This window comes from Streptomyces sp. NPDC006551 (assembly GCF_040611675.1).
Taxonomy (GTDB): domain Bacteria; phylum Actinomycetota; class Actinomycetes; order Streptomycetales; family Streptomycetaceae; genus Streptomyces.
In genome coordinates this window covers 126,801-145,117 of sequence record NZ_JBEXOT010000009.1, presented here as the reverse complement: position 1 = coordinate 145,117, position 18,317 = coordinate 126,801, and the positions used below count along the sequence as shown (strand labels likewise).

The 18,317-nt window shown below is 72.0% G+C and carries 18 protein-coding genes; 8 read left to right on the top strand and 10 right to left on the bottom strand.

Going from position 1 to position 18,317, the window contains the following annotated elements; all coding sequences use genetic code 11:
• Positions 1 to 41: 41 nt before the first annotated feature.
• Positions 42 to 581, bottom strand: coding sequence for a hypothetical protein (locus ABZY12_RS12685; RefSeq protein WP_356889309.1), 540 nt, complete (start codon positions 579 to 581; stop codon positions 42 to 44).
• Between the two features lie 94 nt (positions 582 to 675).
• Positions 676 to 1,233 (bottom strand): hypothetical protein, encoded by a 558-nt coding sequence (locus ABZY12_RS12680; RefSeq protein ID WP_356889308.1) that lies wholly within the window; start codon positions 1,231 to 1,233, stop codon positions 676 to 678.
• 169 nt (positions 1,234 to 1,402) lie between these two features.
• Between ABZY12_RS12680 and ABZY12_RS12675 the strand changes: the two genes are divergently transcribed.
• From ABZY12_RS12675 to ABZY12_RS12665, 3 genes are all read left to right on the top strand, one after another.
• Positions 1,403 to 1,876: a DUF6098 family protein gene (locus ABZY12_RS12675; protein WP_356889307.1), complete on the top strand. Its 474-nt coding sequence runs from the start codon at positions 1,403 to 1,405 to the stop codon at positions 1,874 to 1,876.
• A gap of 116 nt (positions 1,877 to 1,992) precedes the next feature.
• Positions 1,993 to 3,321 (top strand): nucleotide sugar dehydrogenase, encoded by a 1,329-nt coding sequence (locus tag ABZY12_RS12670; protein ID WP_356889306.1) that lies wholly within the window; start codon positions 1,993 to 1,995, stop codon positions 3,319 to 3,321.
• A 108-nt stretch (positions 3,322 to 3,429) separates the two neighbouring features.
• The gene (locus tag ABZY12_RS12665) at positions 3,430 to 3,846 is read left to right on the top strand and encodes an STAS domain-containing protein (RefSeq protein ID WP_356889305.1); all 417 of its coding nucleotides are present in this window, start codon (positions 3,430 to 3,432) and stop codon (positions 3,844 to 3,846) included.
• Between the two features lie 66 nt (positions 3,847 to 3,912).
• On the opposite strand, the gene ABZY12_RS12660 is transcribed toward ABZY12_RS12665, so the two are convergent.
• The 5 genes from ABZY12_RS12660 to ABZY12_RS12640 form a co-directional block, all read right to left on the bottom strand.
• Positions 3,913 to 4,113 carry a DUF5988 family protein gene (locus ABZY12_RS12660; RefSeq protein WP_356889304.1) on the bottom strand — a complete coding sequence of 67 codons (201 nt, stop codon included), beginning with the start codon at positions 4,111 to 4,113 and terminating at the stop codon, positions 3,913 to 3,915.
• A 74-nt stretch (positions 4,114 to 4,187) separates the two neighbouring features.
• Complete coding sequence (locus ABZY12_RS12655; RefSeq protein ID WP_356889303.1) at positions 4,188 to 4,934, bottom strand: VOC family protein; 747 nt, start codon at positions 4,932 to 4,934, stop codon at positions 4,188 to 4,190.
• A 155-nt stretch (positions 4,935 to 5,089) separates the two neighbouring features.
• A complete protein-coding gene (locus tag ABZY12_RS12650) occupies positions 5,090 to 5,374 on the bottom strand; it encodes an isoamylase early set domain-containing protein (protein WP_356889302.1) in 285 nt (94 codons plus the stop codon).
• A gap of 134 nt (positions 5,375 to 5,508) precedes the next feature.
• Positions 5,509 to 5,748 (bottom strand): DUF6213 family protein, encoded by a 240-nt coding sequence (locus ABZY12_RS12645; RefSeq protein WP_356889301.1) that lies wholly within the window; start codon positions 5,746 to 5,748, stop codon positions 5,509 to 5,511.
• Between the two features lie 97 nt (positions 5,749 to 5,845).
• Positions 5,846 to 6,373: a hypothetical protein gene (locus tag ABZY12_RS12640; RefSeq protein ID WP_356889300.1), complete on the bottom strand. Its 528-nt coding sequence runs from the start codon at positions 6,371 to 6,373 to the stop codon at positions 5,846 to 5,848.
• Positions 6,374 to 6,593: 220 nt separating this feature from the next.
• On the opposite strand from ABZY12_RS12640, the gene ABZY12_RS12635 reads away from it, so the two are divergent.
• Entirely contained in the window at positions 6,594 to 7,154 is a 561-nt protein-coding gene (locus tag ABZY12_RS12635; RefSeq protein WP_356889299.1) for a hemerythrin domain-containing protein, read from the top strand.
• A gap of 73 nt (positions 7,155 to 7,227) precedes the next feature.
• On the opposite strand, the gene ABZY12_RS12630 is transcribed toward ABZY12_RS12635, so the two are convergent.
• Positions 7,228 to 8,859: an amidohydrolase family protein gene (locus ABZY12_RS12630; RefSeq protein WP_356889298.1), complete on the bottom strand. Its 1,632-nt coding sequence runs from the start codon at positions 8,857 to 8,859 to the stop codon at positions 7,228 to 7,230.
• A gap of 511 nt (positions 8,860 to 9,370) precedes the next feature.
• Here ABZY12_RS12630 and ABZY12_RS12625 point away from each other — a divergent pair.
• From ABZY12_RS12625 to ABZY12_RS12615, 3 genes are all read left to right on the top strand, one after another.
• The gene (locus tag ABZY12_RS12625; protein ID WP_356889297.1) at positions 9,371 to 10,144 is read left to right on the top strand and encodes a TetR/AcrR family transcriptional regulator C-terminal domain-containing protein; all 774 of its coding nucleotides are present in this window, start codon (positions 9,371 to 9,373) and stop codon (positions 10,142 to 10,144) included.
• 10 nt (positions 10,145 to 10,154) lie between these two features.
• Positions 10,155 to 10,805, top strand: coding sequence for a DUF4232 domain-containing protein (locus ABZY12_RS12620; protein WP_356889296.1), 651 nt, complete (start codon positions 10,155 to 10,157; stop codon positions 10,803 to 10,805).
• A 242-nt stretch (positions 10,806 to 11,047) separates the two neighbouring features.
• Positions 11,048 to 11,251: a cold-shock protein gene (locus ABZY12_RS12615; protein WP_356889295.1), complete on the top strand. Its 204-nt coding sequence runs from the start codon at positions 11,048 to 11,050 to the stop codon at positions 11,249 to 11,251.
• A 69-nt stretch (positions 11,252 to 11,320) separates the two neighbouring features.
• Here ABZY12_RS12615 and ABZY12_RS12610 read toward each other — a convergent pair whose 3' ends face one another.
• Positions 11,321 to 13,582 (bottom strand): catalase, encoded by a 2,262-nt coding sequence (locus tag ABZY12_RS12610; RefSeq protein ID WP_356889294.1) that lies wholly within the window; start codon positions 13,580 to 13,582, stop codon positions 11,321 to 11,323.
• A gap of 252 nt (positions 13,583 to 13,834) precedes the next feature.
• Complete coding sequence (locus ABZY12_RS12605) at positions 13,835 to 14,251, bottom strand: CBS domain-containing protein (protein ID WP_356889293.1); 417 nt, start codon at positions 14,249 to 14,251, stop codon at positions 13,835 to 13,837.
• Positions 14,252 to 14,699: 448 nt separating this feature from the next.
• Here ABZY12_RS12605 and ABZY12_RS12600 point away from each other — a divergent pair, with 448 nt between their 5' ends.
• Entirely contained in the window at positions 14,700 to 18,254 is a 3,555-nt protein-coding gene (locus tag ABZY12_RS12600) for a sialidase family protein (protein WP_356889292.1), read from the top strand.
• The last annotated feature ends 63 nt before the right edge of the window (positions 18,255 to 18,317 follow it).

Genomic DNA, 18,317 nt, shown 5'->3' with positions numbered 1-18,317 from the left:
GCCCGTCGGGCGGGGGCCGGCCCCTTCGTCCGTCCTTCCGTCTATTTCGTCAGGAGCCGGTTGAAGAACGACCGGTACTGGCGCAGGGCCATCCGCAAGTTCTCCGTGTCGACCTGCTCGCCCTGGTTCCACTGCCCTTCCAGGCCCTTCTTGTGGTCGGCGAAGGTCTCGGCCAGCGTCCGCATGACGTCCGCGACGAGGCCGTCGGCCGAGTGGACGGCCTCGCGCGGGTCGTCCACGAACTGGTTCTGGATCTGCTGCCAGCGGGAACGGAACGCGTCCACGTCCTGCGACGACAGCAATTCCGGGAGGTCTTCGTCGGATGTCTCCCCAGCGGTCTCGCCGGCGGTTTCACCAGGTGGCTCGGCAGGCGTCTCGGCAGGCGTCTCGGCAAGCGCCTCGCCAGGGGGCTCGCCCGGTGTCTCGTCCGTCGTCTCGTCGGTGGTTCGTGCCGCCTCGCCCGGGTACACAGGCGCTTCGGGTTCCTGCCCGGCGCCCGCCTCCGGGTCACCGAAGCCGGCGATGTCCTCGGTGGTCAGACCGCTGTCGTCGGCCCGGTCAGGCATGTCGTTGTGCTGCATGACGTCTCCTCGTCATGACGTCTCATCGTGATGGCGTCGCCTCGTACATCCGCTGTCCGTCCTCCGCCGGCCGCCGTCCGCTTCCGCGGACGGATCAGGCACCGGCGGGGTCGGACCGGTGGCCGTCGGCGAGCAACTCGTCGAACAGCGCCCGGTAGTGCACCATCGCCCCGCGCAGTTGCTCGGTGGTGGCCTGCCGACGGGTACTGAGCGTGTTGATCTCGTGGGCGGCCCGGTAGTGCTCCAGCGTGCGGCCGTGCTCGACGGAGAGGTCCCGCACCTGCTGGTCGAAGTCCTCGGTGGGATACCCGCGGGCTTTCATGAGCGCGGTCACGAGCCGGTCGGCGTCGTGCACGGCTTCCTCCGGGCGGTCGACGAACTCCTCCTGCACGCCGTTCCACTCCCGTGCGTACCTGTCCCGTTCGCTGCCCGACAAGGGCCGCAGTTCGAGCGAGTCGTGGCGCTTCTCCCGGTCGGCGAGGTCCCGCTCGGCGGCCCTTCGGCTGCCGGCGTCCTCGACGGTCCGTTCGTACTCCGGCCCGAAGCGGTCCTGCAGACGGCGGCGCCGCCGTGCGGCCACCAGCGCCACGGCGATCAGGGCGATCACCACCACGGCGGGGATGATGATGGCGAGTAGCGTCCCTGTTGACATCGGGGCCGCCCCCTCGGTCGATTTCGGGTACGTCTGTCAGCGGCGCTGCTGCCCGTTCGAAACCGGCCGAAACGGGGTATCGCGCGCGAACTCAGGCGCGGGCGGGGGAGCGGGTGCCGGACCTCCCGACGCCGCGCGTACGCCGCGCGGGCACGGGTAGCCGCCGTCCATGAACGACCCCGACGACCTGACCGCCGCGCCCGACCTGCCCGTCATCGGATCGCTGGACGAGCTCGCCGGATTCCTCTCCGCCCGCAGCGGGCTGTACATCAGGTGGTCCCGAGGTCCCGCCGTCGACCTCGTGGAGAACAGCAGCCGCGACGGGCTCACAGGCCTCGAACTCCCCGGGCTCTCCGCCAATCCGCTCGACGCCGAGCCGTGGTGGGAGGACAGACCGCTCCGCCTCTGGGTGGCGCGCCGCCTCCACGACTACTCGCACCTGCCCCGGGAACGCGGCCCCGGCGTCCGCCCCTGGCTGCTGCGCGGCACCGAGGCGGGTCGGGGGCCCGACAACGAGCCGCTGGTGCGTGACGTGGCACCGATCGGCTGGGTGGCCGACGCCGTCATCAAGGAGGCCGAGGCCGTCGTGAACGGCCAGAACGGCGCCTGGGGCCCGATGCGTCGCCATCCCGAGGCGGACTGATGCGGGGACCGCTCGCACCGCTCCCGTACCGCATAGGGTCATCAAAACAGGTCGCCCCGTCACTGTTCGTGCTCTCGTGGGAGGAGAAGAAGTAGGCGACCCCCGAAGGAGCGACGATGCGGGCAGCGGTGGTGGGTCAGGGCTACGTAGGAGTGACGGGTGCCGTCGCCTTGGCACAGCAGGGGCATCGGGTCTTCGGCGTGGAACAGGACGGGGAGCGGCTCGCGTGCCTGCGCTCCGGTGAGCCGCCGGTCGTCGAGCCCGGCCTGGTCGAGCAGATGACGGCGGTGCTGCGCACCGGCCGGCTCGACTTCGTCGAGGACCTCCCCGACGCGGTCGTCGCCGACCCGCTCGACGCGGTGCTGATCTGCGTCGGGACCCCGCCCGCCGCCGACGGCACGGCGAACCTCTCCCAGGTCCTGACAGCGATCGGCGAGGCCGCCGAGCTGGCGGGGGCCCCGCTCGTGGTGCTCAAGTCGACCGTTCCGCCGGGCACCAGCGACATGCTGCTCGCCGAGTACCCGGAGCTGCGGCAACGGTTCGTCTGCAACCCCGAGTTCCTCAATCAGGGCAGCGCCCTCGACGACTGGCAGTCCCCGGCGCGGATCGTCGCCGGCGCACACCACGCGGCCGCGCTCGACCGGCTGCGCGAGCTGTACCGGTCGGTGACCTGCCCCTGGGTGACCTCCACGCCCGCCGGCGCCGAAATGATCAAGTACGCGAGCAACGCCTTCCTCGCCACCAAGATCAGTTTCGCCAACGAACTGGCCCGGCTGTGCGCCGGACCCGACCTCAACATCGACCATGTCATCCAGGGCGTCGGCCTCGACCCGCGCATCGGGCACGCGCTACTCCAGCCCGGAACCGGCTACGGCGACTCCTGCCTGCCCAAGGACACCATCGCGCTCTCTCGCTGGGCGGCGGAGCGCGGCATCCCGACGCCCCTCCTGAACGCCACCGTCCAGACCAACCTCCAGCAGCCCGGCGCCATCCTGCATCTGCTCGAGGAGAGCGTCGGCGGGGATCTGAGCGGTGTGGAGGTCGCGGTCCTGGGCGTCCGGTACGAGCCCTGGAGCGACGACCTCAGGGCAGCGCCCAGCCGTACCCTCCTGCCCCTGCTCCAGGAACACGGCGCCCATGTCCGGCTCTGGGACCCCGGTCTCACCCCGGACGAACTGCGGCACCTGTCACCCCGGGCGGTCCCGCACACCGCCCTGCGCGCGGCCGTCGCCGGTGCGAACGCCGTCCTCGTGCTGACCGAGTGGCCCCAGGTCGTCGAAGCCGACTGGGCCGACCTCGCCGCGCGGATGGCGGAGCCCCGGGTCGTGGTCGACGCCAAGAACTGCCTGCCTCCCGTCCTGATGCACCGCGTCCCGGTCGTCTACCGAGGGATCGGGAACCGCCGCCCCACGACGGAACACGCCCCCACGGAGCCGGTCGGCTGACGCCGACGACCCGCTGAGGGGAGAGGCGGCGAGGGGACGACGGTGCCGCGGAGTGGGAGAATCGAGGCGTAGCCGTCGAGTGGCTCCCCACTTCGGGCGAGGCCCGCCATGAGCACACCGCACACGTCACCTGAGAACGCCGACCGGCGTCTCGTCACCCTGACCGACCGCCGGACGTACACCGAGCCCAGCGGCAGGGCTCGGGTCATCCGCTCGCCCGGCGTGGTCCCCGGCGTCTGCGTACTGAGAGCGTCGGGGGAGTTCGACATCGACACCGTGAGCTGCCTGCGTCAGGCGCTCGCGGAGTCCCGCGCCGCAGGCGACGCCCGCACGGTCCTCGACCTGTCGCGAGTCGGCTTCGGGGACTCCACCTTCCTGCATCTGCTGGTCGCGGCTCACTACCAGCAGGAACGCCTCGTCCTGGCGGGCCCCCTGCCGCACCATCTGCGCAGGCTCTTCCTGCTCACGGGCGTCGAGAAGGTCCTCGATTTCGCGGCCGACCTCGGCACGGCATGCCGCCGCTAGCGGCGGCGCTCCGTCCCGCCGGGTGAACCCTCTTACGCGGCCGATCCCTTGCGCCGCGCTCATCCGTCACTCCGCGATCTCGGTGCGTTCCCACCACTCGTAGACCGGAAGCTGCCCCTCAGGGCTGTCCTGACGTCGTGCCGTGGCCCTGAAGTGCTCGTACCCGCCACGGTGCGGAATCTTGAGGTCCTCTGCCGGGGCGGTGAGGGGGACGACGCGCTCCCGCAGATCGTCCGGACCGCCCTCCAGTGCTGCCTTGTTCGCCATGCCCTCAGTCTTCCCACCCCGTGCACGCCTCGCACGTCGGGAGCAGCGGTGCGCGGACCGGCCGGTCGGGCCGGTCAGGCCGGGACGGGCCCGGCGGCGGTGGCGAGACCGAACAGCGCGCCGTCGGGGTCGCGCAGCGTGATGCCGCGGGTCAGGGGATCGACCGGGTTGTCGGAGAGGGTCCGGCCGCCGAGTCCGTGGGCCGTCTTGACAGCGGTTTCGATGTCGGGAACCCGGAAGTGGACGTGCCAGCGGGGACGGACGCGCGGGTCGGGGGCTTCCGCCAGGGCTCCGCTGTGCAGACGGGCCACCGTCTGCCGTCCGTGGCGCAGCAGGATGTGGTTGTCGTCCTCCACGTACGTGACCTCGCAGCAGCCGGGCTGGTCACAGGCCCACTCGAGGACCTCGCCGTAGAAGATGGCGGCGTCGAAGGCGTCTCTGGTACGCAGCTCGAGCCAGGCCGGAGCGGCTTCGTCCCCCATGCCCCAGTCGGGGATGGCGCTGCCCTGCCAGATCCCGAAGGTCGCCCCGTCACGGTCGGCGGCGAGCGCCGCGCGGCCGGTACCGAAGGAGATGGGGCCGACGGCCACGGTCCCGCTGCGTTCGAGGATGCGCGCGGCCGTGGCGTCGGCGTCCTCGACGGCGAAGTAGGGCGTCCAGGCCACGGGGATCGAGAGCGTCGGCGCCAGCGCGCCGATGCCGGCGACCGGGACGCCCTCGCTGAAGCCGATGGAGAACCCGTCCCCGAGATGGGCGGCGCGGAACTCCCACCCCAGAACGGCGCGGTAGAAGTCCTGGGTGGCGCCGAGGTCGGGGGCCATGAGACTGACCCAGCACGGTGCCCCGAATGTTTCGTGACTCGAAGTCGACACGACAGTCACCCCATCCGCCTCACAGGACCCGGGAACCCCTCCCACGGTACTCGCGGCAGCGCGCCGGCAGGGCGGGCTGGGCTCGGGGAGGGGTCCGCGGCGGCTCAGGTACGCACGAGGCTGTTGGGCCCTTCCAGCGCGTCGGCCCCCTCGTCGTTGAACCAGTAGTCGCCCGCGGCCAGGTACCGGAAGGCGTGCGTGCTCTCGCCCGGCAGGGTGACCGTGACGGCCCGGGTGCCGTCCTTACGCGGTTGGAGCAGGTGCGTGCCGGGCTTCCAGCCGTTGAAGTCACCGACGACGCTGACCGGCCCGGGCGGCGTGTCCGCCGGCAGGACGAAGGTGACCTCGGTGTGCGGCTTGCCGCCCTTGCGGCGCTTGCGTTCGAGCATGGGATGGGCTCCTGCCAGTCGGAAGGCGTGGGGCACATCTTCGTACCGGGGCGGGCCGCCCGCGTGCCGACACGGCCAAGAGGCCACCCGGCCGGGGGAGCGCCGGGCCGCGGGGCGGCCGCCCGAGGCGGTGCTCAGGCCTCGTCGTCCTTCTCCGACGCGAACCCGATGCATTCCACGTCGACCTGATCGGCGAGCTCGGTCAGCACGGCCGCCAGATCACGGATGGTCTGTTCGTCGCCGCGCATCTCCCCCGAGCTGCCCGACCGCACCCAGTCGGCGGCGAGGCCGCGCAGCAGGGCGGTGACATGGCCGGCCGGGATGAGCAGACCCCCGTCGGCGGTGGGAACCAGCGGTATGGACATCTGGATCATGAAACCGCCTCCCGTGGTGCGCTGGTGTCTGAGGGGAGCGTTGCCGACAGATCGCGTACCAAACCCGGTGAACAGGCAAATCTCGAACACCGGCCCGTCAGGCCGGGAGGGTGCTCCCGGCTGCCTGGAGGCGGTTCAGCAACTGCGCGCGGTGGAGGTCGGCTATCGGCGCGAGGAAGTCGGGATGGCGCAGCAGACCGGCCGCCCGGCGGTCCCGCTCGCCCGGATCGGTCAGGCGCCGGAAGGCGACGGGCGCCCCCTCCCCGCGCTCCGTGCGGACGGCTTCCGCCGCGGCGCTCGCCAGGGCCGGCGAGCCCAGCAGGCACGCCGCCCAGCTGGCCACCACCTCGTCCACCCACGTGCGCCAGGCGTCCGTGTCCTCCGGTCGGGCGCCGTCCGCCCCGGTGATCCAGTCCAGGCGGGAGGTGCCCCCCGGACCGGACAGGGCGACCAGTTCCATGTCCAGGTCCGTCGGGTAGCGAAGCCAGGCAGCCACGGTCACCGCCTGCCGGGCCTGGGCCTCGGCCAGCCCGCGCTGCAACGCCCCCGGGCCGGACGGATAGGCGCGGTTGAGCCACTGCGTCGTGGCCGCTATGAGCGGTGACAGAAGGGAATCTGCGGGCACGGGCTGACCATCCGGACGGATCGGGGAGCGGAAAACACCTGCACCATAACCGTCCCGTCACCCCTCATGAAATGGCGCAGGTCACGCGAGAAACAGCGCGACGACGGGGCCGGTGAGCGTCGCCTGCGACGACACGCTGAATGAGGCGCAATGCGCGCCCCCACTCGTCGACCGCGTTTCATGGGGAATCCCACGGAGAGAAAGCGAAAAGGAGAAACGCATGGGACACGGCGGCGACGTCATCGCTGAGCTGACCACCGACCACGAAGAGGTCGAAGAGCTGTTCGCCAATATCGAGGAACTGCCCTCGGGTGACCCGCGCAGAAAGCACTACGCCGACCAGGCCACCATGGAATTGGTCCGGCATTCCGTCGCGGAGGAGTCATACCTTTACCCGGCCGTCCGAAAGCACCTTCCCCAAGGCTCCGACATCGCCGACAAGGAACTCCAGGATCACGCCGCCGCCGAGCGCACGATGAAGGATCTGGAGAGCTGTGACGCCGGCGATCCGCGGTTCGACGAGCTGATCATCAAGCTCATGAACGAGATCCGGGCACACATGGCCGACGAGGAGAACAACCTCTTCCCCCGGCTGAGGGAGGCGTGCTCGGCCGAGATGCTGAACGAACTCGGCGACAAGGTCCGCCAGGCCAAGAAGATGGCGCCGACCCGCCCGCACCCCTCGGCCCCCGACACTCCGCCGGCCAACAAGCTGCTCGCCCCCGGCGTCGGCCTGGTCGACCGTCTGCGCGACGCGATGAGCGGACGCGGCAAGGCCTGAGGCGGGGCGACGGGCTCGGCGGGCGGCGTCCTCCGCTTCCCCCGCCCGCCGGCGCCCTCGCCTCGGCGGCGTCTCACTCGCCGAAGACGCGCTCCCCACCGACGTACGTCGCCTCCACGCGCAGGGAGGCGAGGGCCGACGGATCCACCGTGTACGGATCCCGGTCGAGGACGATCAGGTCCGCGAGGTGGCCGGGCCGCAGCAGGCCGGTGTCGTCGAGCCGGTTCACGTACGCGGAGCCCGACGTGTAGGCGGTGAGGGCGGTGCTCAGGCCGAGCCGCTGCCGGGGCAGGAAGGGGGGCATGTCGCCGTCGGGAAGGATCCGGTTGACCGCGACGTGGATGCCTTCCAGCGGGTCGGCGGAGCTGACGGGCCAGTCGCTCCCCGCCGCCAGCGAGGCGCCCGCGCGGTGGAGGTCGCCGAAGGGGTACTGCCAGTCGGCGAGTTCGCCGCCGAGGAAGGGTGTGGTCAGCTCGTCCAGCTGCGGCTCGTGGGCCGCCCACAGCGGCTGCAGGTTGGCGACCGCCCCCAGCCGTGCGAAGCGCGGCACGTCGGCCGGGTGTACGACCTGGAGATGGGCGAGATGATGCCGGTTTCCGCGCGGCCCGTTGGCGCTCCGGGCGGCCTCGACCGCGTCCAGGGCCTCGCGTACGGCCCGGTCGCCCAGCGCGTGGAAGTGGACCTGGAAGCCCAGTGCGTCGAGCTCGGTCACGTACCCGCGCAGTGCCACGGGGTCGACGAAGCTGAGGCCGGAGTTGGACGTGGCGCAGCCGCAGGAGTCCTTGTAGGGCGCGGACATGGCGGCGGTGTGGTTCTCGGCGATGCCGTCCTGCATGATCTTGACGGTGTCGGCCCGGAACCGGCCGGACCGCAGGGTCTCGCGGCGCTCGACGAGGTGGGGGATCTGCTCGGCGCCGGCATCCCGGTCCCACCACAGGGAGCCGTTGACCCGGGCGGTGAGCAGTCCGCGCAGGGCCGCGGCGCGGTAGGCGGGGGAGACGTCCGGGTGGCCTCCGTACGCGCCGAGCAGGGCGTCCTGCCAGGCGGTGATGCCGTACGAGTGCAGGAGTCGCTGGGCGCGCAGCAGGCCGTCCAGCAGGTCCTCCTCCGTGGGCCGCGGAGCGGCCCGGCCGACGAGTTCGACCGCGCCCTCCTGCAGCATCCCCGAGGGGGTGCCGTCCGGCTCCCGCTCGATGCGCCCGTCGGCGGGATCGGGGGTCGAGGCGGTCACCCCTGCCAGTTCCAGCGCGCGGGTGTTCGCCCAGGCGCCGTGGTGGTCCCGGTTGGCCAGCAGGACGGGCCGGTCGGGCACGAGGTCGTCGAGCAGGTGCCGGGTCGGCTGGCCGCCGGGGAAGCTCTCCATCGACCAGCCGCCTCCGGTGATCCACGGACGCTCGGGGTGGGCGGCCGCGTAGGCCGCGATCCGCCGCCGGTACTCGGACACGTCCGTCGTCCCCGTCAGGTCGCAGGCCCCCAGTTCGAGCCCGCCGAACACGGCGTGCACATGGGCGTCCTGGAAGCCGGGCAGCAAGGCGCGCCCCGCCAGATCGACCACTCGCGTGTCCGGCCCGATCAGCTCGCGCACCTCCTCCCCGCCGACCGCCGTGATGCGTTCCCCGCGCACCGCCAGGGCCGTGGCGCCGGTGTGCGCGGGGTCCATGGTGATCACGGAGCCTGAGGTGAAGACGAGATCCGCGTGGCTCATCAGAGGGGTCCTCCTGGAGAAGGGGCGCCGGGTCGGGGAGTTAGATACGAGGTACGAGGGGGAGTGGGGCGGTCGCCCTGCGTGCCCGGTGACGCCCCGCCGTCGGCCGGTGCGGGCACCGGCCGGGACGCGGTGACGGACGGTCGGCCGCGGTGGAAGTACGCGGCGCGCCGCCCGTACGCGGCCCACAGCGCGGCCGGGACGCCGGCCGCGGGGATGACCACCGGCACGAGGGTGAGGAAGCGGCCGTTGCCGGCGGCGAAGGCGAAATCGGCGGACGACGTCCACAGGCTGACGCGGGGATCCGCAGGGTCGACAGGTGCGGGGGAGGCGGGCGGCTGACCGGGCATGGGCTTCTCCTCGGCGCCTGAAGGGCTGGACGGGACGTGCCGGCGGGGTGGGGGTGGCGGCAGCGTGGCAGCCGGACGACAGTGAAGTCAACAGCGTTGACAACACCGTTCACTCGGGGCGGGCGGCACAATGGAGCCGACCGGAGCGAGGGGAGTGCGCAGTGGCGTCACGTACGGGGAAGCGGACCGCGGCCGCGAAGGGGAAAGCCGCCCCCTCCGGCCGTGCGAGGCCCTCTCTCAGCCCCCGGCTGATCGTCGAGGCCTGCCTCCGGCTCCTGGACGCCGAAGGCGCCGACGCCCTGACGTTCCGGCGGATCGGCGCCCGGCTCGGCGCCGACCCGACCGCCCTCTACCGGCACTTCCGCAACAAGGACGATCTGCTGCTCGCGGTGGCGGACCATCTGCTCGAAGAGAGCATCGAGGGCTTCGAGCCCTCCGAAGACTGGCGGCAGACCCTGCGGACGCTGTTCATCCGCAACCGCAAGGTCTACCTCGCGCACCCCCGAGCCGCCGTGCTGGCCACCGTCCGCATCACGCGACGGCCCGCCGAGATGCGGGTGATCGAGATGGTCCTCGCCGCGCTCGCCGACGCCGGCTTCCCACCCGACCAGGCGGTACGCCACTACCGCGCCCTGGTCGACTTCGTGCTGGGCTGGTCGTGCATGGACGCCACCTACTCCACGCTCGACCCCCACGCACGCGACGCCGACGAGTCCGCCTGGACCGGCGCGTACGCCGCGGTGCCCGCCGCCACCCACCCCCACATCGCGGCGGCGGCCCCCTACCTGGCCTCGGTCGAGGACGACGCCAACTTCGGCTTCGCCCTCGACCTGATGCTCGACGCCATCGCGGCCCGCGCGCCCGCGCCGGACCCGGCGGGTGCGGCGGGTGCGGACGGCGCCCAGGCGTGCCGGAGCCGGGACGAGCGCGTGTGATGATCGCGGCATGACCGGCATACCCGTGCGGCGAACGCTCCTCCTGGCGGCTCTCGCCGCCGTCACCGCGGGCTGCGGCCTCGCGGCCGAGATCGATCGCGAGGTGGACCCCGCCCGGACCCGGGCCTCGACACAGCCCCGGCCCTCCGCCACCGGCGCGCCGTCCCCCGGGACACGGCCCGCGGCCCCCGGCCCTGCCGCGCCGGGCCCCGCCGCCACCGCCGCCGAGGAGTGCCCGGCCTCCGGTGTGCGAGTGTCGACCGGCGCGGTGAACGCCGCCATGGGACTGCGCGCCATGCCGGTCACCCTCACCAACTGCGGTACGGGCGAACAGCGGCTGAACGGCTACCCCGGCGTACGGGTACGGGATGTCGACGGCCGGCCCATGGACGTGACGGTCCTGAAGGGCCCGGAACCGATCACCAGCCTGGACGACCCGGGACCGCATCCCGTGACCCTGAGACCGGGGGAGTCGGCGCGCAGCGTCTTCGTATGGCGGTACTCCACCGTCGACGCGGCCACCCGGCGCGGGAGCGGTGTCCACGTCGACATCGCGCCGGCCGCGGGGGCGGCGCAGCAGACCGTTCAGCCGGATGGCGGACTGCACATCGGCGAGACGGGACTGCTCGGCACGACGGCCTGGAAGAAGGTTCCGGACTAGGCCGACGTGGGCGAACGACGCCGTCGGGACGCCCGACACGAAGGCCACGACGTCCACGACGAAACCGTTGCTCTCTGGCAACAAGCGGTTCCGCCGTGTAGCGTCGTCCTCAGATGTCGTGGTTCGCAAACCCGGCGCCCGTGCTTCGGTGCGGGCGCTTTGCTGTGCAGCGCTGAGGACCAGGGCGATCACCTCCGGGTCCGCGCGGTGCGGTCCCGACATCGAATGGAGAGGCAACACCCATGGCCAGCGGAACTGTGAAGTGGTTCAACTCGGAGAAGGGCTTCGGCTTCATCGCCCAGGACGGCGGCGGCCCGGACGTCTTCGCGCACTACTCGAACATCAACTCCACGGGCTTCCGTGAGCTTCAGGAGGGCCAGGCCGTCACCTTCGACGTGACCCAGGGCCAGAAGGGCCCGCAGGCCGAGAACATCACGGTCGCCTGATTTCTCGTCCGCCCCCGCCGCGACGCGGCAGGGTCCCCGGAGCCGATGCTCCGGGGACCCGGGCGGACTTCAGATCGACGCGGGGAACCGCTGCCAGACCCGGTGGCCCGCCAGAAGCCGAGCCAGCTCCTCCCAGACGCCCTCCGGACTGTCACCGAGGACGATCCCCGGGGCGTCCGCGGGCAGACGAGCGGCTTCCAGGGCCGTGTCGGCCCCGGCCGTACCACCGATGGCCTTCCCATGGCGGTACGCCTCCGTGAGCAACAGCAGCACCCGCGGGTCGACCGGCGGCGCGTCCGCCGGAAGATGGCCCGCCTTCGCGTCCCGCGCCCCCGTCGCGTCCAGTCCCGGCGCCGGCGAGCCGACCACGAAGACCACGTCGCACTCGGTGGAGCGCGCGGTGGCGTAGGTGCGCTGCACCGTGACCGACTCGCCGTCGGCGTCGAGCGTGCCGCCCGTCGGCGCGATGACCAGCGGGACCATCCCGGCGTCCAGCGCGGCCGCGCGGACCGACCGCACATCGGCCGAAGTACCGTTCCCGTCGGTGACGATGCCGATGACGCGCCCGCTCAGCGGCCACGTCCGCCCCAGCTGCGACAGCGCGGGACTGGGCTCCGCCGCCGCGAGCGGCACCGTGGCCGGCGGCACGGGAAGCCCGAGTCCGGTCGCGACACCTTCGCACAGCACCGGGTCGATATTGGCCAGTACCGTCAGCGCCCGTTCCTTGATGGCCTGTTCATAGCACTTGTTCAGCTCGAAGGTGTACGCGGCGATGATGTGCTCGCGCTCCGTCGGCGTCATGCTCAGCCAGAAGAGCCGGGGCTGGCCGAAGTGGTCCGAGAACGACTCCGGTGCCTCGCGCCGCTTGACCGAGGACGGCACGGGGACCGGGGTCTCGATGTACGCGCCGGTCTCCGCGTCTGCCAGGAACGGGCAGCCTCCGTCGAGGGAGTTCGGCCGGTAGGGCGCCGTACCCGTGTGCACCGCCGTCTGGTGCATGCCGTCGCGCAGCATGTCGTTGACGGGGGCGTGCGGACGGTTGATCGGGATCTGGGCGAAGTTGGGGCCGCCGAGACGGCTGATCTGGGTGTCCAGGTAGGAGAAGAGCCGGCCGGCGAGCAGAGGGTCGTCGGTGATGTCGATGCCGGGGACGAGGTGACCGGGGTGGAAGGCGACCTGCTCGGTCTCGGCGAAGAAGTTCTTCGTGTTGGCGTTGAGCGTGAGCAGACCGACCGGCTGCACGGGAGCCAGCTCCTCCGGCACGATCTTCGTCGGGTCGAGCAGATCGATGCCCTCGAAGGTCTGCTCCGGGGTGTCGGGGAACGTCTGGATCCCCAGCTCCCACTGGGGAAAGGCCCCGGCCTCGATGGCGTCGAAGAGGTCCCGCCGGTGGAAGTCGGGATCCATCCCGCCGACGATCTGCGCCTCCTCCCACACCAGGGAGTGCACGCCGAGCTTCGGCTTCCAGTGGAACTTGACCAGCGTCGTACCGCCCTCGGCGTCGACCAGCCGGAAGGTGTGGACGCCGAAACCCTCCATCATGCGGAAGGACCGGGGGATGCCGCGGTCGGACATGTTCCAGAGGGTGTGGTGGGTCGCCTCCGTGTGGAGGGTCACGAAGTCCCAGAAGGTGTCGTGAGCACTCTGCGCCTGCGGGATCTCCCGGTCGGGATGCGGCTTGCCTGCGTGGATGATGTCGGGGAACTTGACCGCGTCCTGGATGAAGAACACCGGGATGTTGTTGCCGACGAGGTCGAAGGTCCCCTCCTCGGTGTAGAACTTCGTCGCGAACCCGCGGGTGTCCCGCACCGTGTCGGCGGAGCCGCGCGAGCCGAGCACCGTGGAGAACCGTACGAACACAGGCGTCTCGACGTCCTCGGCGAGGAACGCCGCCTTGGTCACCCGGCTCGCCGTCCCGTAGCTCTGGAAGACGCCGTGAGCGCCCGCGCCCCGCGCGTGCACCACCCGCTCGGGGATCCGTTCATGGTCGAAGTGGGTGATCTTCTCCCGCAGGTGATGGTCCTGGAGGAGCACCGGACCGCGCGGGCCGGCTTTGAGGGAGTGGTCCGACTCGTACAGCCTCGCCCCCTGGGCCGTGGTCAGGTACGAGCCGCTCTGCGCGGAGCGGGCGGGGTCCTCGCCCGTCGCCTGGCCGGTGGGACCGACCGTCTCCGGCCCGCTCTGGTCGGGCTTGGCCGGAAGCGGCCCATGGGGATCGGTGGGTTCCCGGAGCGAGGGCGGCTCGGCCGCGGGGCGCCCGGGGACGACCGCCTCGGGCTGGTCCTGGCCGGAGGCGGCCGGCTGTTCCTGGGCTGAACGATTCTCGGTCATGGGGCTCTCCTGGGTGCGGGCAGCCGTGCGGGAGGGGTCGGCCCAAGGGCCGGCCGGACAAGTGGGCGAGGGTTGGGCCGTACGGAGGGCGAAATCGCGCGAGGGTTGGGCCGTACGGGCGGTGAAAGTCACGGGAGAGGCGCGCGTGCCCCGGACCGGGGCCGTCGCGGCCGAGGGCGGGGGCGGCCCCTGAGTGGGGGCCGCCCCCGGGAACGGGCCGGGCCCGGATCGCCCGCCCGGTGGTCTCGGCGGTCAGTCCGTGGACAGCGCCTGGAGCAGGTCTCCGACCTGCGGGTCGGGAAGGGCACGGGCGACGTCGGCCTGCGCGACGATGCCGACGAGGTCGTGTCCGTCGATCACGGGAAGCCGGCGGACCTTGTGCTCGGCCATGGTGCGGAAGATCTCGGCGCTGTCGTCGTCCGCGCCGATGGTGACCGCCTCGCCCTGGGCGAGCTCGCCCGCCGTACAGGTGGCCGGGTCCTTGCCCACACCGAGCACCTTCACCACGATGTCACGGTCGGTGAGCATCCCCTTGAGCCGCTTGTCCTCGCCGCAGATCGGCAGCGCGCCGACCCCCAGCTCGGTCATCTTCCGGGCGGCGGCGAGGACCGTCTCCCGCTCGTCCACACACTCGGCGCCCTCGGTCATGATCTCGCGTGCCGTAGTCATACCTGCCTCACTCTGAGTGGGTCGATCAGGTGTCTGTTTGCGCGCTTTCCCGGTCGCGCTCGACCTGAACGTGACCGATGCGCCCAATTTCAGGCGATTCCGTACGACGGTACGTCTCCGGGCCCTTCGCGGCAGGGCGACGCTCGCACCCACGGCGCGACCGGGCCCCAGGCCCTGCGGCCAGGCCGGTTCCCGCGCCTCGTCATCCCCTCCCCGCCCCGGTGGGCCGCCGCGGCCGGGTCCCCGGCGGCGACACGGGAGACGTCCACGCCACGGGCGCCGGCCGAGGACCCCGCGCGTTCGTGGCTGGACGACGTCCTCGCCGCGCCCGGACGCGCGCCGCCGACGACCTGGCCGCGGACCCGACGGCGCCGGGGACGAATTTCGTGACCCGCGATCGGACAGAACTGTGTCGTAAGGGCTCTGACGGTGGGTTAGCGTCACGATCATGAACCGGACAAGACTTCTGGCGGCGCTGCTCTCCTTCGCCTCCCTCGCCGGCCTGGCCACCGCGTCCCCCGCGGCGGCCGGCGGCACGGAGCTCTCCAGCAGCGCCGCCCTCGGCACCCAGCAGGTCCTCTTCCGCTCCGGGACCGCCGGCTACGGCTGCTTCCGCATCCCCACCCTGGTCACGACCAAGACAGGCGCGCTCCTGGCGTTCGCCGAGGGACGGACCTCTCCCTCGTGCGCGGACCGCGGCCCCATCGACATCGTCATGCGCAGGTCCACGAACGACGGGCGGACCTGGAGCCCGATCCGGGTGGTGTCCTCGGGCAGCGAGACCGACGCCGAGGCCCCCCACGTACGCGGCAACCCCTCACCCGTCGCCGACCGGGACGGCGACGTCTTCCTCTTCTCCAACTCGGAGAAGGCGACACCGGGAGACGTGCGCAGGTCGTGGTTCCAGAGGAGCTCCGACGACGGCATCACGTTCGGGGCGCCCCTGCCCGCACCCCGCCTGACGGAGTCGGGCAAGGGCTGGTTCGGCACGGGGCCCTCCCACGGCATCCAGCTCCACGACGGCCCGCACGCCGGACGTCTGATCGTCGGCGCGTACGAGACGGTCAGCGGCACGCCGGGCGCGGAGGACCAGCGAGCCGGCGTCCTCTACAGCGACGACCACGGCGACACCTGGCAAGCGAGCAAGACGGTCAACTCCTTCCTCCGGGCCGAGGATCTGGCGGACCCGCCGCCGAACACCAAGCCCGAGGACCCGATGTTCAAACCCGGCGAGCCGGTGGTCGCCGAACTCCCCGGTGGCGACGTCCACCTCAGCGCGCGCAGCCCGTACGACATCGCGGGTCACCGGATGCACACCGTCAGCACCGACGACGGCGCCACCGTCCCGGTCTTCGGACCGACCAAGAACTGGAAGGGCCCCGACGTCCAGGTGTCCGTCCTGGCGCCGCGCCGGACCTACCGGCAGACCCCGGGCGACCTCCTGCTCATGTCCACCCCGTCGCACGAGACCCTGCGCCAGGGCATGAGGATCCGCTACTCCCTCGACAAGGGCGTGAACTGGATCGACGCTCCCGGAGGCCAGGTGAGCAAGGTGCTCGCCGACCGGGCCGGGTACTCCGACATGGCCGAGATGGCCAAGGGCGAGTTCGGTCTCGTCTACGAGGGCGGCACCGTCTTCTCCGCCCAGCACATCTACTTCAACCGCTTCACCGCCGGAGAGCTCGGCCTCCCGGCGAGCGTCACGTCGAAGGGCTCCGCCCTTCCACAGCCGACACCCGCCCCCGGGCGGACGACACCCGACGTGACACCCGAGGCCAACGACGCCTACCTCGGTGCCGGCGCCACCCTCGGCGCGGGAGCCGTCCTGCCCGCCACCCCCAAGCCGGTGTACTTCGGTCAGGGCCTTCAGCTCGACGGAGTCACCGGCCACGCCGACCTCCCCTTCACCCCGTCCCTGGACCCGGGCGCGGGAGACGTCACCTACTCCCTCCACTTCCGATACGAAGCGACCTCCACCACACCGCAGCAGGCACTGTTCTGGGCGTACGGGGAGGGCTCCGGCACACCGCAGGTCTGGGTCAGGGCGCAGCCCGCACAGAACCGGATCCTCGCCTGGGTCCAAGGCGCGAACGGGACCGCGTGGGCCGCGCTCACCGGCCCGGACACCTCCAAGCCCGCGTTCGGCGACGGCCGGTGGCACCACCTGACACTCGTACGCACCGGAGAGACCGTCACCCTCCAGGTGGACGGCGGGAACGCGGCGCCCCAGGAGGGCAAGGTCGTCGGCGCACTCGCCGGGCCCCGCGAGAACAACGTCAAGGGCCTCGGCATCCGGATCGGGGACAAGCCGGTCGAGGACGAACCCGGCAAGCCCTACGACGGCTTCAAGGGCACCATCGACGAGTTCCGGCTCTACCGCACCGCTCTCACCGAGGAACAGCGAGGGCTGCTGCGCGGCACGCGCGCGAGCGAGGTCGCCGCGGACAGGCTGGCCGCGCACCTTCCCTTCCAGGTCGTCGACACCGCCGACACCGCACCGTTGACCACCACACGCATCCAGGACGACGTGTCCGGCCACTGCGCCGACGGCACCCTGCTGGGGACCGCCAGTACGGAGTCGGGCGACGTGCTGGTCGAAGGGCGCGTGGGCAAGGGCGCGCTCGGTGTGTCCCCCACCTTGCCGGGTGTGGAAGTGCCCTACGTACCCGCCGTGGACAACGGCGCCGGCGACTTCACGTTCTCCCTGTGGTTCCGCTATGCCGCCACCAAGGACACCAAGGACGCCGTACTGATGTGGGCGTACGGATCCACCTCCGGGGCGCCGTCCCTGTGGGTGCGGGCCAGGCCCTCCGGAGACCGGCTGGTGGCACGGGCGGAGACCACCGAGGGCTCGATCGCGGTGGATCTTCTGGACCCCCGCGAGGACCGGGTCGCGTTCGGCGACGACGCCTGGCACCTGCTCACCGTGACCCGGAGCGGCGACCGTTTCGCGGTGGGCGTGGACGGCATCGTCCCCGGCGCGCCCGGCGCCCATGTGGTGACGGCGAACGGCTCCACGGGTTCCTTCACGGACGGGGTCGACGCGCCCGAGGGGATCAGGGTCGGTTCGAAGCCCGACGGGTCGGACGTCCTCACCGGCAGGCTGGACGACGTCCGTTACTACAAGCGGGCGCTGACCGAGGCCGAGGTGGCCGATATCCTCGACACCGCCCCGCAGGGCTGGAGCCCGCCGAAGAACCCCTCCCTGTGGTGGTCCATGGAAGGCGGCAACACCGAGGAGCACCTCGTCATGAGGCCCGCCGTCGACGCGGCCACTCGGGCCACCCCCGACGCCTCGCAGCACTGCGGCCACGCCTACGTACGCGGCGGCGCGGCCCTCAGCCCGACCGGCGCCTTCGGACGCGGCCTGGCCTTCGACGGCACCGACGACGCCGTGGAACTCCCGTACGGCGACGCCAAGGCCCTCGGCGGGAGCGACTTCACGCTCGCCACCTGGGTGCGCTACACGGCCGCGGACAACGAGACTCCCGTCCTGGCGTGGGCGTACGGGGTGGGTTCCGCGGAGCGCCAGCTGTGGATCCGCGCCGTGCCCGAGGAGAACAAGGTCATCGCCCTGCTCCAGACGGACACCGCGACGACCACGGTGGAGGTGAGGGCCCCCGCCGGGACGGTGTTCGGCGACGACACCTGGCGTCACGTGGTCCTGCGCCGCCAGGCCGGCACGCTGACGCTGTCGGTCGACGGCGCGGCGGCGGACGGCGGCACGAGCGCCAGAGCCACCGCCACCGCTCCGGCCGGCTCGCTGACCTACGGTGACAGCTTCTCGGTCCGCGGATTCCAGCTGGGCGCCCGCCCCGACGGAACCACCACCGACCGGCTCCAGGGTGCGATGGACGACTTCTTCCTGGCCCGCCGGGCCCTGTCGGACACCGAGCTGACGACGCTGCGATCGACGGCCGACTCCTTCGCCACGGACACGGCCGTGGTGGTACGCCTGCCGTTCGACACCCTGACACCGAAGGGAAGTTACGCCCGTATGTGAGCACGGCGCCGCGAAGCCGTGGGACGGTGAGGCCGACACGGGGCCGGGCGTCGTCGGACGAAC

Bases quoted from the DNA above. Each gene is read 5' to 3' on its own strand.
- ABZY12_RS12685 (WP_356889309.1), bottom strand. From the start codon at position 581: ATGCAGCACAACGACATGCCTGACCGGGCCGACGACAGCGGTCTGACC.
- ABZY12_RS12680 (WP_356889308.1), bottom strand. From the start codon at position 1,233: ATGTCAACAGGGACGCTACTCGCCATCATCATCCCCGCCGTGGTGGTG.
- ABZY12_RS12675 (WP_356889307.1), top strand. From the start codon at position 1,403: ATGAACGACCCCGACGACCTGACCGCCGCGCCCGACCTGCCCGTCATC.
- ABZY12_RS12670 (WP_356889306.1), top strand. From the start codon at position 1,993: ATGCGGGCAGCGGTGGTGGGTCAGGGCTACGTAGGAGTGACGGGTGCC.
- ABZY12_RS12665 (WP_356889305.1), top strand. From the start codon at position 3,430: ATGAGCACACCGCACACGTCACCTGAGAACGCCGACCGGCGTCTCGTC.
- ABZY12_RS12660 (WP_356889304.1), bottom strand. From the start codon at position 4,113: ATGGCGAACAAGGCAGCACTGGAGGGCGGTCCGGACGATCTGCGGGAG.
- ABZY12_RS12655 (WP_356889303.1), bottom strand. From the start codon at position 4,934: ATGGCCCCCGACCTCGGCGCCACCCAGGACTTCTACCGCGCCGTTCTG.
- ABZY12_RS12650 (WP_356889302.1), bottom strand. From the start codon at position 5,374: ATGCTCGAACGCAAGCGCCGCAAGGGCGGCAAGCCGCACACCGAGGTC.
- ABZY12_RS12645 (WP_356889301.1), bottom strand. From the start codon at position 5,748: ATGATCCAGATGTCCATACCGCTGGTTCCCACCGCCGACGGGGGTCTG.
- ABZY12_RS12635 (WP_356889299.1), top strand. From the start codon at position 6,594: ATGGGACACGGCGGCGACGTCATCGCTGAGCTGACCACCGACCACGAA.
- ABZY12_RS12630 (WP_356889298.1), bottom strand. From the start codon at position 8,859: ATGAGCCACGCGGATCTCGTCTTCACCTCAGGCTCCGTGATCACCATG.
- ABZY12_RS12620 (WP_356889296.1), top strand. From the start codon at position 10,155: ATGACCGGCATACCCGTGCGGCGAACGCTCCTCCTGGCGGCTCTCGCC.
- ABZY12_RS12615 (WP_356889295.1), top strand. From the start codon at position 11,048: ATGGCCAGCGGAACTGTGAAGTGGTTCAACTCGGAGAAGGGCTTCGGC.
- ABZY12_RS12610 (WP_356889294.1), bottom strand. From the start codon at position 13,582: ATGACCGAGAATCGTTCAGCCCAGGAACAGCCGGCCGCCTCCGGCCAG.
- ABZY12_RS12605 (WP_356889293.1), bottom strand. From the start codon at position 14,251: ATGACTACGGCACGCGAGATCATGACCGAGGGCGCCGAGTGTGTGGAC.
- ABZY12_RS12600 (WP_356889292.1), top strand. From the start codon at position 14,700: ATGAACCGGACAAGACTTCTGGCGGCGCTGCTCTCCTTCGCCTCCCTC.